This is a genomic window from Isoptericola halotolerans (assembly GCF_045689585.1).
Lineage (GTDB): Bacteria > Actinomycetota > Actinomycetes > Actinomycetales > Cellulomonadaceae > Isoptericola > Isoptericola halotolerans_B.
Window position 1 is genome coordinate 1,282,400 of record NZ_CP140108.1, and the last position, 15,718, is coordinate 1,298,117.

The following is a 15,718-nucleotide window of genomic DNA, read 5'->3' on the forward strand; positions in this document are numbered from 1 at the left end:
CCATGACCGAGAAGAAGACACCGCTGCACGCCGAGCACGAGGCGCTCGGAGCGTCGATGACGGACTTCGGCGGCTGGCTCATGCCGCTGCGGTACACGTCGGACCTGGCCGAGCACCGCGCCGTGCGCGAGGCTGCCGGTCTGTTCGACCTGTCGCACATGGGCGGGATCAGCGTCACCGGCCTCGAGGCGGCACGGTTCCTGGACCACGCGCTGGTCGGCAGCTTCTCCGCGCTGCGCCGGATGCGCGCCCGCTACACGATGATCTGCGCCGCCGACGGGGGAGTGCTGGACGACCTGATCGTCTACCGCACCGGTGACGAGGAGTTCTTCGTCGTGGCGAACGCCGCGAACGCCGCGACGGTGCTCGGGGCGCTGCTCGAGCGGGTCGCCGGGTTCGACGCCCGGGTGCGCGACGTCTCGGCGGACGAGGCGCTGATCGCCGTGCAGGGCCCGCGGGCCGAGGAGATCGTCCGGGAGGTCCTCGCGGAGGACGCCGAGATCTCCGGCGGCACCGCGTTCGACGAGCTGAGGTACTACGCGTGCCTGGGGATGCGGTTCGGCGACGAACGCGTCCTGGTGGCCCGCACCGGCTACACGGGGGAGGACGGCTTCGAGATCTGGGTCGACGCGGCACGTGCCGTGTCCCTGTGGCGTGCTCTCCTGGCGGCGGGCGAGCCCCACGGCCTCGTGCCGGCCGGGCTCTCGGCCCGGGACTCGCTGCGCCTCGAGGCCGGGATGCCCCTGTACGGCCACGAGCTCGACACCACCACGACGCCGTACGACGCGGGGATGGGACGCGTCGTCAAACTCGACAAGGCGTCCGACGACGGCACCCCGGTCGAGTTCGTGGGCCGCGCCGCGCTCGAGGCCCGGCGGGAGAGCGCGCCGGCCCGCGTGCTGGTGGGGCTGCGCGGGACGGCGCGGCGGCCCGCCCGGGCGGGGTACGCCGTGGTGCGGGCCGGTGCCGACGGTGCCCCGGGCGCCCAGGTGGGCACCGTGACCTCCGGCGCACCGTCGCCGACCCTGGGGCACCCGGTCGCGATGGCCTACGTGACGCCGGAGGTCTCCGCCGAGGGGACCGAGCTGGCGGTCGACGTGCGGGGGAGGGCGGAACCGTTCGTCGTCGTCCCGCTGCCCTTCTACCGCCGCGACCGCGGCTGAGCCTCCGGAGCGGGCGCGCCGCGCCGCCGTCCGACAGAATCTAGCGAGCCCAACCCACGACAGGAGCACCACCATGGCCGACTTCCCTGACAACCTGCGCTACTCCGTCGAGCACGAGTGGGTCGACGGCGCGACCCCCGCGACGGTGGGCGTCACCTCCGTCGCCGCCGACGCGCTCGGCGACGTCGTCTACCTCGAGCTGCCCGAGGTGGGCGCGACCATCGAGGCGGGCACCGTCGTCGGCGAGATCGAGTCCACCAAGTCCGTCTCCGAGCTGTACTCGCCCGTCTCCGGGACGGTCGTCGAGGTCAACCAGGCCGCGATCGACGACCCGGCGGTGGTGAACTCGGCGCCCTTCACGGAGGGGTGGCTGTTCAAGGTCGACGTGACCGGGACCGGGCAGCTGCTGTCCGCGGAGGAGTACTCCCAGCACGCCGGTTGACAACCGTGACCGAATCGTGACATTGGGCTGTCGGTTGCCTTGCGCAATCCCGCGGCAGCCCGCTGGCCTGCGGAGATGTCCCGACGAAAGTGCCTCCGCGGGGGTCGTGGAAGCGCTCCGGGTCAGGTTGCCCTCACCTGCTTCGTGTGGTGCGCGTCATGAAATCGCTCGTGCCCACTCTCCATACGTGACGGCAGATCCCCAAGTCGATCGTGGCGATCGGCGGCCGTCGTGGAGGAAGAGCGATGAGTGCAATCGAGATGGACCGTCCGGTCCTCGACCCAGGCCTGACGATCCGTGAGCAGGTCGTGCTGTCCAACCTGTCCGAGGAAGTCACCCTCGAGCAGATCGCGAGCAAGCTGTTCGTCACGCGGAACACGGTCAAGTCGCAGGTGCGCAGCGTCTACCGCAAGCTCGGGGTCTCGACCCGGGCGGACGCCGTCGCCTGGGCACGGACCGCTGGGATGCGCACGCCCTGACCGGTTGACGACCTCTGGCCCCGCCACCACTCGGGGGATGTTGGTGGCGGGGCACACGTCTCTTCAGGGCCGGACGGAAGGGCCGCGCCGTCGGGCCGGATGGCAGACTCGCGGCCATGACCCGTCGTCTTGTCGTGGCCGCCGCCATCGTCGACTCGCTCGAACGGCCCGCGCGGCTGCTCGCCGCCCGCCGTTCCCGTCCGGCCGAGATCGCACGCCGGTGGGAGTTTCCCGGCGGCAAGGCCGAGCCGGGGGAGGAGCCGCACGAGGCGTTGCACCGCGAGCTGCGCGAGGAGCTGGGCGTCACGGTCACGCTCGGCGAGGAGCTGCGCGGCCCGGACGACGGCGGATGGATCATCACCGAACGCCACGTCCTGCGGCTGTGGTTCGCCACGCTGCGCTCCGGAGAGCCGGAGCCTCTCGTCGAGCACGACGAGCTGCGCTGGCTGGATGCCGGCACCCTGTGGGACGTCGACTGGCTCGACGGTGACGTCCGCATCGTCGAGGCGCTCGCCGCCGGGCTCACCCCTCGCTAGCCGCCCCCTCGCTGTGGGTGCACGACACGCCGCCCGGGCCTTCGGCCACGTGGCGTGTCGTGCACCCACAGCGAGGGCGGGTCGCGAGCCAGTCCTCGGCGTGGCTGCGCAGCGAGCGGGGCGGGGTGCCAGACTCGGGCGATGGCGGCGTTCGAGTACCCGGTCGAGATCGAGCACCTGCTCGTGTCGCCGGAGCACACCTACTTCGGTCGCCCCCGGGACGGCGCGGCGGACGTGCTGACGTCGTTCCCTGACACGGCCCAGGTCGTGGCGGGCAAGGGGCTGGTGGGTGACCGGTTCTTCGGCAAGGCCGCCCACATGGACGCCGCGGTGACCCTCTTCGCGGCCGAGGCGCTGGAGGAGATCGCGCACGAGCTCGGCACGGGGCCGCTCGATCAGGTGCTCACGCGGCGCAACGTGGTCCTGCGCGGTGCCGAGCTGGCCCCTCTGGTCGGGTACGACCTGACGATCCGGACCGGGGACGACTCCGTGACGCTGCGCGCCGGCCGCCCCGCGCACCCGTGCGCCTGGATGGACCGGATGCTGGCCCCGGGCGTGCACGCCGCGATGCGAGGACGGGGCGGGGTGCGCTGCACGCCGCTGACCGACGGGCTGCTGCGGCGCGGCCCGGCGGTGCTCGTGAGCCCGCTCGAGCTCGACCCGGCGCGTGCCGGCGCCGCCGTCCGGCGCCCGCGGCTGCCGTGAGCCGCTCGGGCTAGGCTGGCCCCATGAGCGACTTCAAGGTGAACCCGGCCCCGCAGAACGACGCCCCGGGCGCGATGCTCGGCCGAGTGATCGTCTCGTTCGTGCTGTTCCTCGGCGGCCTGGTCCTCATCGGTGTCGGCGCCACGGCCGACCCCGCGATCGCGCCGTACGTGTTCGGCGGGGGCATCGTGGCCGCGTCGATCGCGTTCGGCCTGCCGATGGTCGGCGCCAGCAGGGGCTGAGCGCCCCCACCGGCACCGACCGGACAAGCGTCGCGACGGGGCGACGCGGCACTCAGCCGGCCTCGATCGCCTCGCGGCCGGACTCGTGGCTGACCTCGATCCGCCGCGGCTTCGCGTCCTCGGCCACGGGGATCGTCAGCGTCAGGACGCCGTCGGCGTACGAGGCGCTGATCCGGTCGAGCGCCAGCCCTCGGCCCAGCGTGAGCTGCCGTGCCACGGTCCCGGAGGTGCGCTCGCGCAGGAGCCACTGCCCCTCGCCCGACCGCGGCGTGCGCTCGGCCCGGATGGTCAGCGTGCGGTCCTCGCACGAGACGTCGATGCTGCCGGGGTCGATGCCGGGCAGGTCGACGGCGAGGACGTAGTGGTCACCCTCGCGGAACAGGTCCATCGGCATGGCCGGTGCGTTCCGCGACGTGGCGAGCGACCCGAAGAGTCGATCCATCTCCTGGAACGGGTCCCAGTAGGTAGCCATCGCGCATCACCTCCTCGACGAGGGCCGCAACCTGCGGCCCCGACCGCGATCAGCGCGCCGGTCCGTCCGGCGTCGCCTGGCTACACCTCATGATTTAGCACTCTCGCCCGCAGAGTGCCAAGAGGCGTCGTTTCGCTCTGAGCGAACACCTCGCGCCGGAGGTCACACGTCCCAGCGCTGGTTGGCGGCACCCCAGCAGTCGTACTGCTGCAGCCGGGTGCCGTTCGCCGTCGACCCGCTCGGCAGGTCGAGGCACTTCCCGGAGTGGCGGGCCACGAGCTCGTAGCGGCTCCCCGCGTCCCGGCGCTCCCACTGCTGGTTGGTGCCGCTGCCGCAGGTGTACTGCACCACCTCGGCGGCGTTCGCCGTGGAGGCGGAGACCACGTCCACGCACTTGCCGGACGCCTCGCTGACGATCTGGGTCACCGTGCCGTCGGGTCCGCCGCCCGGTCCGCCGCCCGAGACGTCGTCGCCCCACCCGTACCGCAGCCGGTCCGCGCCGGTCTGGTTGCGCAGCGTCAGGTCGAGACCGGTGCCGTCGCCGCTCTTCGCGTACATCGAGTACCAGTCGTAGCCGATGGTGCCCGGCTTGCCGCCGAGAGCCGGCCAGTAGGTCGCACCCATCCCCTCGTCCCGCATGACCTGGGTCACCGCGCGGACGTGGCGCACGAAGTTGTCCGTGCTGCCGGCGTCGGCATAGTCGCGGCCGTCGTTCATCGGTGCGCCGAGAGCGGTCACGACGGCCCGCGAGGCGCAGTCGCCGAGCCCGTACCGGACATGATCCACCCAGCCGTCGTAGGTGTTGCTGCCGTACATGAACGCGTAGTGGTGGAAGGAGAACAGCGTGTCGGCGAACCGGGAGTCGGCGCACAGGTCACGCAGGTCCTGGCTGTACCCGGTCCCGCCGATGAGGACCCGGCTCGGCACGGCCGAGTAGTGGTGGTCGAGCCAGTCGGCTGCGACGTCACGCCACGCGGTCGAGCTGTAGCCGTGCGGCTCGTTCATCGGCTCGAAGTACACGAGGCCGTTCGAGCCGTACTGCGACGTCACGGCGGACCACTTGGTGTTCCACGCGGCGTGGTCGGTGATGCGGCCGCCCGAGGCGGCGCCGTCCTCCCAGTACGCGTCGAGGACCCCGGGCTCAGGTTCGATCACCGTCTGGCCGGGACCGTGGCCCCGGCCAGACGGTGGAGGCGCATCTCCTGGCACCCGTCAGGCGGTGCTGCGCACCTCGTCGAGGAACCGGCGGCTGCGTTCGCGCAGGCCCGCGATGCGGCGCTCGACGACGACGGCGCGCGCGTCGTCGTCGTCGGCTCCCGCCTCGGCCAGGGTGGGCCGACGCCGGACGTTGCGCGAGCAGCGGAAGTCCGTGCAGATCAGGGTGCCGATCGTGTTGCCCTTGCGGCCGGGCGCACCGGCCCGCCGGGCCACGTAGAGGGACGTGTCGTCGCCGTCGCCGACGTCCTCGCACCAGGCGCACATCGCCGCCCGGCGGCTGCTGGTCCCCGGTGCGCGCAGGATGATGCCGACGGGTTCACCGTCGACCTCCGCGACCGCGTACGCGGCCAGGGGCTGCTTGCGGTCGCGCCAGCCGAGGTAGTCGAGGCGGTCCCAGCGGAGCTCCGCCAGACCGGGGACGATCATCCGCTGCCGTTCGCTGCGGGTGGCGTTGACGAGGGACGCGCGGATCTGGGGTTCGGTGAGGGGATTCATGGGTCGGCTTCCTGGAGCGAGGGTGGGCAGGGCAGAGCCCGGCCACCCTCACGCGGTCCGACATCGGATCAGCGGCAGGCGGCCGGGTTCGACGGGTTGCCTGAGCAGGCCTCGACGGCCACCCCGCTCCCCGCGACGACGCGCTGCATCTCTCGCTCCTCGTACCGATCTGCTGGTCCTCCGTGCGGCAGGACCACCCACCATGGTGGCACACGGCCGTTGCCCCGAGCGATGAGATGTCGCTCACCGCCCGGGGCCACGGCCGTGCTCACGCGGCTCAGAGGCCGGCGCGCACCGTCCGGGCCGCCTCGACGAGGTTCCGGAGCGAGGGCTCCACCTCGGCGTACCCGCGGGTCTTGAGCCCGCAGTCGGGGTTCACCCACACCACGGCCGGGTCGATGGCGCCCACCGCGAGCCGGAGCAGCTCGGTGACCTCGTCCACGGACGGCACCCGGGGGGAGTGGATGTCGTAGACGCCGGGTCCGACGCCCCGCGCGTACCCCGCGGCGTGCAGCTCCGGGACGACCTCCATGCGCGAGCGTGCCGCCTCGATCGACGTCACGTCCGCGTCGAGGCCGTCGATCGCCCCGATGACCTCGCCGAACTCCGAGTAGCACAGGTGGGTGTGCACCTGCGTCGAGGCCGCCGCCCCGGCCGTCGCCAGCCGGAACGAGCCGACCGACCACGCCAGGTACGCGGGCTGGTCGACCCGGCGCAGCGGCAGCAGCTCGCGCAGGGCCGGCTCGTCCACCTGCACGACGGCGGTCCCCGCGGCCTCGAGGTCACGCACCTCGTCGCGCAGGGCCAGCGCCACCTGGTTCGCCGTGGCCGCCAGCGGCTGGTCGTCCCGCACGAACGACCACGCGAGGATCGTCACCGGGCCGGTCAGCATGCCCTTGACCGGCTGGGCGGTGAGCGACTGGGCGTAGCGGGTCCACTCCACCGTCATCGGTGCCGGTCGGGTGACGTCTCCCCACAGGATCGGCGGGCGCACGCAGCGCGAACCGTACGACTGCACCCAGCCCAGGTCCGTCGTCGCGAACCCGTCCAGCAGCTCCGCGAAGTACTGGACCATGTCGTTGCGCTCCGGCTCGCCGTGCACCAGCACGTCGAGCCCGATCTCCTCCTGGAGCGTGACCACGCGTGCGATCTCCGCCCGCATCGCCGCGGTGTACGCCGCGTCGTCGAGCTCGCCCTTCGCCCAGTCGGACCGTGCCCTGCGGATGTCCGAGGTCTGCGGGAACGAGCCGATCGTCGTGGTCGGCAGCGGGGGCAGGCCGAGCCGCTCGCGCTGCGCGGCGACCCGCTCGTCGTGCCCGCCGCGGGCGAAGTCGCCCTCGGTGAGCGCGGTCAGGCGGTCCCGGACCTCGGTGACGACGACGCCCGGCGCGGCGGCGCGCTCGGCCACCGCCGCCCGCGCCGCGTCGAGCTCCTCGCGCACGGCGTCCGGACCGTCGGTCGCGGCGCGGGCCAGCACGGTCACCTCGCGGACCTTCTGGTCGGCGAAGGCGAGCCACCGGCGCAGCTCGGGGGTCCGTCCGGCCCGGTCGGCGGACGGCCCCTCCCACGTCTCGTCGTCCACGTCGTGGGGCACGTGCAGCAGCGACGTCGAGGTGCCGACGGTGAGCGCACCCGCACCCAGCGGCCGCAACGAGACGAGGCGGTCGAACCGGGCGGCGAGGTCGGCGCGCCACACGTTGTGCCCGTCGACGACGCCCGCCACGAGGGTCTTCGTCTCCAGTCCGGGCACGGTCCCGTGCGGTCCGGAACTGGTCGGGACGGCGCCCTTGACCAGGTCGATCGCGATGGCGTCCACGTCCGTGGCGGCGAGCAGGGCCAGACCGTCACGGTGCGCCGCGCCGTCGGAGGAGCCCTCGGGAGCGCCGGTCGCCAGCCCGCCGAAGGGGGTGGCCACGAGGATGGCCGGACGCTCGGCCGCGGTGTCGAGGGCGTCGTCGGCGGACCGGGCGGCGAGGTCGGTCGCCAGCGCGCGGTAGGCGGTGGTGATCGCCGCGTCGACCCGCTCGGCCGGTGCGTCGACGGTGTCGGAGACGAGGACGGGCTCGTCCAGCTGTACCCACGGCACGCCGACGGCGGCCAGCGCCCGGAGCAGCTCGGCGTACGCGGCGACGACGTCGTCGAGCCGGTCGAGGGGGTGGAAGCCCTCGCCGGCGTCCTCCGCGGCCTTCGACAGCGCGAGGAAGGTCACGGGACCCACGAGCACCGGACGCGTCGTGACGCCGGCCTCCTTGGCCTCGGCGAACTCCCGCACGATGCGGTGGTCGGCGAACGAGATCGGGGTGGTCTCGCTGATCTCGGGGACCAGGTAGTGGTAGTTCGTGTCGAACCACTTGGTCATCTCGAGCGGCGCGTCCTCGCCGCGCCCGCGGGCGACGGTGAAGTAGCCGTCCAGGTCGAGCGAGCCGTCCTCGCCGTCGATCAGGTCGCGGAAGCGGTCCGGCACGGCGCCGAGCAGCGCGACCACGTCCAGGACCTGGTCGTAGAACGAGAACGAGCCCGGGACGGAACCGTCCTCGGGGTTCAGCCCGAGCGCGACAAGGCGCCGCAGCGTCTCGCGGCGCAGCGCGCCGGCCGTGACCTCGAGGTCGACGGCGTCGGTGCGACCGGCCCAGAACGCCTCGACGGCGCGCTTGAGCTCACGGCGCCGGCCGATGCGGGGGTAGCCGAGGATGGTGCCGCCGGGGAAGGCGGGGTGCGGAAGGTCGGTCGTGGTGGTCATGAGCACTCCAGGTGTCGGTTTCCCGCGTCGTCCGTCGCCGACCAGGAGGTTGTGCCCGGATTCATCAGGCATAGCGGGTGCAACTTCCTGCTCGGCACCGTGTCAGACGGCGGGAGCCTCGGTCGGGATGCCCGGTACCAGCGGCCTTCTGGCCAGGTCAGGGACGTCGTGCGACGTCCGACCGCCGAGGTGAACACCCTCGAGCAGGTCCAGAGCGGGTCGGTACTTGTTGAACGTGTACACGTGCAGGCCGGGCGCGCCCGCGTCGAGCACACGCTGGGCGAGCTCGACGGCGTACGCGGTCCCGTACGCGTGCTGCGCCTCGGGGTCCGGCAGGGCGTCCAGCGCGTCCAGCAGGTGCTGGGGCGCGGGGACGCCGGTGAGCTCCTCGACACGACGGAGCCGGCGGGGCTCGGTCGTGGGCATCAGCCCGGCGAGGATCGGGATCGTCACGCCGGCCGCGCGGGCCTCGGCGACGAAGTCGGTGTAGCTGTCCGCGGCGTAGAACAGCTGGGTGATGGCGAACGACGCGCCCGCCTGCTGCTTCTCCAGCAGCCGCTGCACCTCCTGGGTGCGCGTGGTCCTCGCCTGGCGGTTGCCGTCGGGGAAGGTGGCGACCGCGACGGTCAGCGGACGTGCCGCGCCGCGGACGGCGGCAGCCGGGTCGGCGGCGCACCGCTGGGCCTCGACCTCGCGCAGCAGGGCGACGAGCTCGATGGAGGAGTGCACGCCGTCCGCCGGCGGGCGCCAGTCGGGCTGGTCCCGCGGCGGGTCGCCCCGCAGGGCGAGGAACGAGCGGACGCCGGCCTCGAGGAACTCGTCGACGACGGCGGACACGTCCTCGCGCGAGGCTCCCACGCAGGTCAGGTGCGCGACCGGCAGCACGGGGGTGCCTGCCAGCAGGGTCGCCACGACCTGGCGCGCCGTGGCGCGGTCCCCGCCGCCGGCGCCGTAGGTCACCGAGACGAACTCGGGGCTCGCGGCGACCAGCCGACGCGCCGTCTCCCAGAACCTGGGTGCGGCGTCGGGCCGCCGCGGCGGCATGAGCTCGAAGCTCACCGTCGGGCGGTGGCGTCGTGCCGGGACGTGCGGGTATGCCTCTGCGACCATGCGTCACTCCATCGGGCCTGGAGTTGAGCACCTTCGTCCTCGGGAGGCTTCCGTCGGAGAACGGGTTGCTGCGGCGTCGTCGAGCCAGGACTCTCGGCCGCTCTGGATGGCTTCGGCGTCGACTCTACGCACGGTTCATCCTGTGGACAAGCGCGACCGGATGGTGAGATCGACCGCCAGGCGCCGAACGTTCGGGTTCGGCACGTCCTGGGCGCCGTACTGCCCTCGACCCGGACGTTCGGCAGTGCGGGACGTAGGCTGGCGGGCATGGACACCGAAGAGCGCCTTGCCGTCTTCCTCGACTACGAGAACCTCGCGCTCGGCGCCCGGGAGCACCTGGGCGGGATGCAGTTCGACTTCCAGCCGATCGCGGACGCCCTCGCGGTGCGCGGCCGGGTGGTGACGCGGCGCGCGTACGCGGACTGGTCGTACTTCGACGAGGACCGCCGGATGCTGACCCGTCACCAGGTCGAGCTCATCGAGATGCCGCAGCGCATGGGGGCGTCCCGCAAGAACGCCGCCGACATCAAGATGGTGGTCGACGCCATCGAGATGGCGTTCGAGCGTGAGTACATCTCGACCTTCGTCATGTGTACAGGCGATTCGGACTTCTCCCCGCTCGTGCACAAGCTGCGCGAGCTCGACAAGCGCGTCATCGGCGTCGGGGTCGAGAAGTCCACCTCCCGCCTGCTGCCGTCCGCCTGCGACGAGTTCCTCTTCTACGACCGGCTCGAAGGCGTCGAGGTGCCCGACGAGAGCGAGGCACGGCCGAAGAAGAGCTCCTCGAAGCGCTCCGGTGGTTCCGGCCGGTCCGCAGGCACTCGGACCGCGGGCACCAGCGCCAGCCGGGCCAAGGCCGCCCCGGTCACCGACAGCGCACCGGCCGACGACGCCGCCCCCGCCGACGACGCTGTCCCCGCCGCGCCGTCGTCGGGCGGCAGGACGCGACGCAAGAAGCCCGAGATCACGCTGCCCGAACCGGTCGACGTGCCCGACCGCGCGCCCGAGCCGGCGAACGACGAGGACGACGACGCGCCCGTCGGCGAGCCGCCCACCATGGAGGTCAAGGTCGCCCAGACCCTCGCCGGCCTGCAGGGGTCGGCGTCCGGCTCGGTGACGGCCTCCCAGCTCAAGCGCACCCTCGTGCGCAAGGAGCCCACGTTCAGCGAGTCCGACTACGGCTTCCGCACCTTCGGGGAGTTCCTGCGCTATCTCGCCGACCGGGACGTCGTCGTGCTCACCGAGGGCCCCTCGTCCGGCGACCCCGTCGTCGAGCTCCCCGAGCAGCCCGACAGCGCCAAGGCGTTCGACCTGCTGCGCGCCGTGGTCCAGGAGGCCGGCGGTACCGCCGCGCTGTCCGGTCTGAAGAACCACGTGCGCAAGCGCCGCCCCGACTTCTCGGAGAAGGCCCTCGGGTACGGCGGGTTCCTGCAGTTCTGCAAGGCCGCGGCGGCAGCCGACGCCGTCAGCCTCGCCTGGGACGACGACGCCGAGGACTACCTCGTCACCCTCGCCTGAGGGATGATGAGCCGGTGACGTACCGCATCCTCAAGCTCGTGCTGTCGCTCCTGGTCTACGTGTTCCTGCGTCCCCAGGTCAGCGGCCTGCACAACGTCCCCCGGCGCGGTCCGGTCATCATCGCGAGCAACCACCTGTCGTTCATCGACTCGATCATCCTGCCGCTCGTGGTGCCGCGGCACGTCACCTTCATCGCCAAGGCGGAGTACTGGACCGGCCGCGGCCTCAAGGGGCGGGTGTCGCGCTGGTTCTTCACCACCATGGGGCACATCCCCGTCGACCGCGACGACCCGCGGGCCGGCCAGCGCTCCCTCGAGGACGCCCTGCACGTGCTGCAGCGCGGCGACGCGTTCGGCATCTACCCGGAGGGCACCCGGTCGCGAGACGGACGTCTGCAGAAGGGGCACACCGGGGTCGCGTGGCTCGCGCTGGCCGGGACAGCACCCGTCGTACCCGTCGCGCTGCGGGGGACGGACAAGGTCCAGCCCGTCGGCAAGCGGCTGCCTCGCCCGGCGCGCGGCATCCGCGTCGACTTCGGCCCGCCCATCGACCCCTCCCGGCAGATCGAGGCGGGGACCCGGCCCGCCCAGGCGCGGCGCCGGCTCACCGACGAGGTCATGACCTCGATCCATCGCATGAGCGGCCAGGAGCTCGCCGCCTGACGGCACGCCGGACCTGGCGAGCGGCGGTTTCCCCCGGGCGGGGGAAGCGCGGCGGCCGTCCGCTCGGCAGACTGGCGGGCATGGTGGGGACAGCGACGGGCCGACGGCGGCACCCCGGCGTGCGGCGCGCCGTCGGACCGCTCGTGGCCGGGTCCACCGTGCGTGCCGGGATCTACCTCGTCATCGGTGGTGTCCTCGCCGGGGCGTACCTGACGCTGGTGGCCGGGTTCATGCAGATGTTCGCCTCTACGGACGTCCCCCGCGCGGCAGTGGTGGTGCTGGCGCTCGTGACCCTCGCGATCGTCGGAGCGCCGCCGTTCCTCGCGACGGTGCGCACGCTGCAGGTGCTGGCCGTGCGCACGTTCCTCGACGTGGACCCGCGCGACCTGCCGGAACCGTCCGGCACGCCGAGCGCCGCGACGCGGTGGCGGGGAGCCGCCTGGTTCACCCTGCACCTGGCGCTCGGCGCCGCCGTCACCGTGGGGCTCCTCGTCGCCGTCCCGGTGGCCACCCAGCTCGTGCTGTCCGCGGCCGGGGAGGACCGCTCGTTCCCGCGCGGCGTGGCGCCGTTCGGCGACAGCCCGGTGGCCTGGCTGGCCCTCGCGGTCGTCCTGCTGATCGCCCTGCCGTACCTGGTGGCGCTCGCCCGCCGGGTGCTGCGACAGGCTGCCGTCCCGCTGCTCGGCCCGGACCAGTCGGCTCGCATCGCCGAGCTCGAGGCCGACGCCCGCCGGGCCGCGGAGCGTGGCAGGCTCGCCCGCGAGCTGCACGACTCGGTGGGGCACGCGCTGACGATCACCACGCTGCAGGCAGCCGCGGCCGCGCGTCAGGTGGACACCGACCCCGCGGCGGCCCGGCGTGCGCTCGCCGCCGTGGAGGAGACCGGGCGCGCGGCGATGGCCGACCTCGACCACGTGCTCGGCCTGCTGCGTGCGGCGTCCGGAGCGCCGACCCGCCCGGCCGCGGGCGGGCCGACGACAGCACCGTCGACACCGGCTGCTCCCGCCGGTCCCGTCAGAGACCTGCGCCACGTGGCCGACCTGGTGACGGACGCACGGCACGCGGGCACGGAGGTCACCCTGTCGACCGACCCGGACGCGCTCCGGTCGGTCGTCCCGTCGGCCGTGTCCCGCGAGGCCTACCGCATCGTGCAGGAGGCGCTCACCAACGCCGTCCGGCACGCGCCCGGCGCTGCGGTGGACGTGCACCTGACGGTGCCCGGGCACGTGCTGGAGATCGCCGTCGGCAACCCGCTGCGCACCGGGTCCGCGGCCGACGGGAGCGCCCCGGCGCCGGACCTGCAGCCCGACCGGCCCGCGGGCGGGCACGGTCTGACCGGCATGGCCGACCGGGTGCGGCTCCTCGACGGCGAGCTGTCGGCAGGACCCGACGGTGCGCACCGGTGGGTCGTGCGGGCGGGGCTCCCGCTGGGTGCGCGAGGATCGGGCGCGTGAACCTTCCCGACGACGCGGTGCTCGACGCTGTGCCCGACGACGGTCGCGTCCGTGTCGCGATCGTCGACGACGAGCCCCTCGTGCGGGCCGGGCTGCGCGTGGTGCTCGACGCCGAGCCCGGGCTGTCCGTGGTCGGCGAGGCCGAGGACGGGTCGGGCGTGCTGCAGCTCGTCGCCGACACCCGACCGGACGTGGTGCTGATGGACGTGCGGATGCCGCGCGTGGACGGTATCGCCGCCACCCGCGCCCTGCTCGACCCGTCACGTCCGGCGCCGGCGCCGCGCGTGCTCGTGCTGACGACGTTCGAGAACGACGACCACGTGCTCGACGCCCTGCAGGCCGGCGCCCAGGGGTTCCTGCTCAAACGGGCCTGGCCGGAGGAGATCGCGCAGGCCGTGCGGCTCGCCGCACGGGGCGACTCGCTGCTGTTCCCGGACGCGGTGCGCCGGCTCGCCGCCGGCCGTCCGCCGTCGGGCGACGCCCTGGCCTCCGCGCGGCTCACCGAGCGCGAGGGCGAGGTGCTGCGCCTCATGGCGGACGGGATGTCCAACGCGGAGATCGCCGCGGAGCTGTACCTCGGCGTCGAGACGGTGCGGACGCACGTGGGCAACGTGCTGGGCAAGCTCGGCGTGCGCGATCGGACGCAGGCCGTGGTGCGCGCCTACACGTCGGGGTTCGTGCGCACCGGCTGACGTTCCCCCGCACGGGTGAGGGACCTGGTCGCGGCGGGGGATCCGGCCGCCGTCGCGGGCAGCGAGGCTCGTGGCATGACCACACACGAAGCTCCGCACTCGTCACCACCGGCCGGCCGGACGTCGCGTGGCGACCGGGCACCCCGCCGCGCCGAGACCCGCGCCGTCGTCTGGTGGGCGGCCGGTCTCCTCCTCGCGCTCCTCCACCTCCGGGCCGTGGGCTCGGCCGTGGTGGCCCCCGAGGCGCTCGACCACGGCCTGCTCCGGGACGTCCCGGTCGAGACGCTGACCACCGGCGTCGCAGCGTTCGCGGCCGTCGGTTCCGCGCTCGCCGCCTGGATGCGCTGGGGCCGGTCCGCCGCGCGCGGACCACGCGTCGTCGTCGCCGTCGGCACCGTCGTCGTGCTGCTATGCGCCGTCCTGCTGGTCGACGCCACCGTCCTGGCCGGGCTCGGCTACCTGCCCGCGATCCTTGTGATGTCGCTGTTCAACGCCGAGGTGCGCGCCTCCCTCGACCACTACGTGGCACCGGACTTCCTGCTCCAGACGGCCGTGCTGTGCGGCGCGGTGCTCCTCGCCGTCGCGGCGGTGCGCTCCGCCCGCCGCAGCCGGTGGGCGTGCGAACGCTGTGGCCGCCGGCACGACGGCGCCGACCCGGCCTGGACGACGCCCGACGCTGCGGCGCGCTGGGGCAAGATCGCGGCGCTCGTGGCCGCGGCGATCCCGGCCTTCTACGGCCTGACCCGCATCGCATGGGCGCTCGGCATCCCGCTGGGCTTCTCCCGGGAGTCCGTCGAGTCGATGCGCGAGGTGGACCTCCTCGGCCCGATCGGCCTCGGCACGTTCGCCCTCCTCGGCGCGGTGCTCACCCTCGGCCTCTACCAGCGGTGGGGTGACGTCTTCCCGCGCTGGATTCTCGGCCTCGCCGGGACGCAGGTCCCCGTGGGACTCGCCGTCGTCCCCGCGACCGTCGTGGCCGTGGCCGTGCTGCCCGCCGGGATCTCGATGATCGTCCTCGGTCTGTCCGAGGGGTTGCTGGGCCTGGACGCCGAGACGTGGGGCGCCGCCGGGCCGGCGTTCCTGTGGCCGGTGTGGTCGCTCGCGCTCGGAGCGGCGGCCTACGCCTACTGGCTGCGTCGTCGTGGTCCCTGCCCGGCGTGCGGGCGGGGCTGAACGGCCCGGCGCCGACCTACGATGAGGTGGCCGCAGCATGAGGAGGTCGCCGTTGGACGCGTCGGGCGAGATCTGGACGGTCGGGCACTGGACCTGCCCGCGCGAGGAGTTCCTCGAGACCCTGGGGAGCGCCGGCGTGGAGCTGGTGGCCGACGTGCGCCGGATGCCCGGGTCGCGCCGCAGCCCGCAGTTCGACGCCGAGGAGATGACCGACTGGCTCGCGGACGCCGACATCGGGTACCAGCACCTCACCGAGCTCGCCGGCCGCCGGCCGAAGCAGCGGGACGTCGACCCGGAGCTCAACGCCGGGTGGCAGAACACCAGCTTCAAGAACTACGCCGACCACACCCTGACGCCGGAGTACGAGTCCGGCCTGGCCCGTCTCGCCGCCCTGGCCCGTGAGAGCCGCGTCGCCGTCCTGTGCGGCGAGCCGATGCCCTGGCGCTGCCACCGCCTGCTCGTCGCCAACACGTTGACGGCGCGCGGCTGGCGGGTGGTGCACCTCCTGAACGGCGGCCGCCCGCAGCCGCACGAGCTGGGGCGCTGGGGCGCGACGCCGTCGGTGGGCCCGGGTGGTGTGGTGACCTACCCGGCCTGACGGGTGAGAACGCGCGGAC

General features: G+C 73.6%; 17 protein-coding genes and 1 riboswitch. Of the genes, 12 read left to right on the plus strand and 5 right to left on the minus strand.

Annotated elements, in window-relative coordinates; genetic code table 11:
- Positions 1 to 2: 2 nt before the first annotated feature.
- The 6 genes from gcvT to UQW22_RS06065 all read left to right on the plus strand — a co-directional run bounded on the left by gcvT (position 3) and on the right by UQW22_RS06065 (position 3,567).
- Positions 3 to 1,163 (plus strand): glycine cleavage system aminomethyltransferase GcvT, encoded by a 1,161-nt coding sequence (gene gcvT / locus UQW22_RS06040; protein WP_407320002.1) that lies wholly within the window; start codon positions 3 to 5, stop codon positions 1,161 to 1,163.
- Positions 1,164 to 1,236: 73 nt separating this feature from the next.
- Complete coding sequence (gene gcvH, locus UQW22_RS06045) at positions 1,237 to 1,605, plus strand: glycine cleavage system protein GcvH (RefSeq protein WP_407320003.1); 369 nt, start codon at positions 1,237 to 1,239, stop codon at positions 1,603 to 1,605.
- A 245-nt stretch (positions 1,606 to 1,850) separates the two neighbouring features.
- Positions 1,851 to 2,084 (plus strand): LuxR C-terminal-related transcriptional regulator, encoded by a 234-nt coding sequence (locus UQW22_RS06050; protein ID WP_407320004.1) that lies wholly within the window; start codon positions 1,851 to 1,853, stop codon positions 2,082 to 2,084.
- Between the two features lie 116 nt (positions 2,085 to 2,200).
- Positions 2,201 to 2,620 carry a (deoxy)nucleoside triphosphate pyrophosphohydrolase gene (locus UQW22_RS06055; RefSeq protein WP_407320005.1) on the plus strand — a complete coding sequence of 140 codons (420 nt, stop codon included), beginning with the start codon at positions 2,201 to 2,203 and terminating at the stop codon, positions 2,618 to 2,620.
- Positions 2,621 to 2,761: 141 nt separating this feature from the next.
- Positions 2,762 to 3,325: an MOSC domain-containing protein gene (locus UQW22_RS06060; RefSeq protein WP_407320006.1), complete on the plus strand. Its 564-nt coding sequence runs from the start codon at positions 2,762 to 2,764 to the stop codon at positions 3,323 to 3,325.
- Positions 3,326 to 3,348: 23 nt separating this feature from the next.
- Complete coding sequence (locus tag UQW22_RS06065; RefSeq protein WP_407320007.1) at positions 3,349 to 3,567, plus strand: hypothetical protein; 219 nt, start codon at positions 3,349 to 3,351, stop codon at positions 3,565 to 3,567.
- A 52-nt stretch (positions 3,568 to 3,619) separates the two neighbouring features.
- Here the strand turns inward: UQW22_RS06065 and UQW22_RS06070 are convergent, their stop codons facing one another.
- From UQW22_RS06070 to UQW22_RS06090, 5 genes are all read right to left on the minus strand, one after another.
- Positions 3,620 to 4,039, minus strand: coding sequence for an Hsp20/alpha crystallin family protein (locus UQW22_RS06070; protein ID WP_407320008.1), 420 nt, complete (start codon positions 4,037 to 4,039; stop codon positions 3,620 to 3,622).
- 162 nt (positions 4,040 to 4,201) lie between these two features.
- Positions 4,202 to 5,194, minus strand: coding sequence for an RICIN domain-containing protein (locus tag UQW22_RS06075; RefSeq protein WP_407320009.1), 993 nt, complete (start codon positions 5,192 to 5,194; stop codon positions 4,202 to 4,204).
- Between the two features lie 57 nt (positions 5,195 to 5,251).
- Positions 5,252 to 5,752 carry an FBP domain-containing protein gene (locus UQW22_RS06080; protein ID WP_407320010.1) on the minus strand — a complete coding sequence of 167 codons (501 nt, stop codon included), beginning with the start codon at positions 5,750 to 5,752 and terminating at the stop codon, positions 5,252 to 5,254.
- Positions 5,753 to 6,029: 277 nt separating this feature from the next.
- Positions 6,030 to 8,492, minus strand: coding sequence for a 5-methyltetrahydropteroyltriglutamate--homocysteine S-methyltransferase (gene metE, locus UQW22_RS06085; protein ID WP_407320011.1), 2,463 nt, complete (start codon positions 8,490 to 8,492; stop codon positions 6,030 to 6,032).
- 102 nt (positions 8,493 to 8,594) lie between these two features.
- A complete protein-coding gene (locus UQW22_RS06090) occupies positions 8,595 to 9,602 on the minus strand; it encodes a methylenetetrahydrofolate reductase (protein WP_407320012.1) in 1,008 nt (335 codons plus the stop codon).
- 5 nt (positions 9,603 to 9,607) lie between these two features.
- Positions 9,608 to 9,715: riboswitch (SAM riboswitch) on the minus strand.
- Positions 9,716 to 9,869: 154 nt separating this feature from the next.
- Here UQW22_RS06090 and UQW22_RS06095 point away from each other — a divergent pair.
- From UQW22_RS06095 to UQW22_RS06120, 6 genes are all read left to right on the plus strand, one after another.
- Positions 9,870 to 11,120 (plus strand): NYN domain-containing protein, encoded by a 1,251-nt coding sequence (locus tag UQW22_RS06095; RefSeq protein WP_407320013.1) that lies wholly within the window; start codon positions 9,870 to 9,872, stop codon positions 11,118 to 11,120.
- A 14-nt stretch (positions 11,121 to 11,134) separates the two neighbouring features.
- Positions 11,135 to 11,782 carry a lysophospholipid acyltransferase family protein gene (locus tag UQW22_RS06100; RefSeq protein WP_407320014.1) on the plus strand — a complete coding sequence of 216 codons (648 nt, stop codon included), beginning with the start codon at positions 11,135 to 11,137 and terminating at the stop codon, positions 11,780 to 11,782.
- 80 nt (positions 11,783 to 11,862) lie between these two features.
- Positions 11,863 to 13,236: a sensor histidine kinase gene (locus tag UQW22_RS06105; RefSeq protein WP_407320015.1), complete on the plus strand. Its 1,374-nt coding sequence runs from the start codon at positions 11,863 to 11,865 to the stop codon at positions 13,234 to 13,236.
- Entirely contained in the window at positions 13,233 to 13,928 is a 696-nt protein-coding gene (locus UQW22_RS06110) for a response regulator (protein ID WP_407320016.1), read from the plus strand. The genes UQW22_RS06105 and UQW22_RS06110 overlap by 4 nt, the downstream gene beginning before the upstream one ends.
- Positions 13,929 to 14,003: 75 nt before the next feature.
- On the plus strand, positions 14,004 to 15,101 hold the full coding sequence (locus UQW22_RS06115) for a hypothetical protein (RefSeq protein ID WP_407320017.1): 1,098 nt from the start codon (positions 14,004 to 14,006) through the stop codon (positions 15,099 to 15,101).
- A gap of 37 nt (positions 15,102 to 15,138) precedes the next feature.
- Positions 15,139 to 15,699 (plus strand): DUF488 family protein, encoded by a 561-nt coding sequence (locus UQW22_RS06120; protein WP_407320018.1) that lies wholly within the window; start codon positions 15,139 to 15,141, stop codon positions 15,697 to 15,699.
- The last annotated feature ends 19 nt before the right edge of the window (positions 15,700 to 15,718 follow it).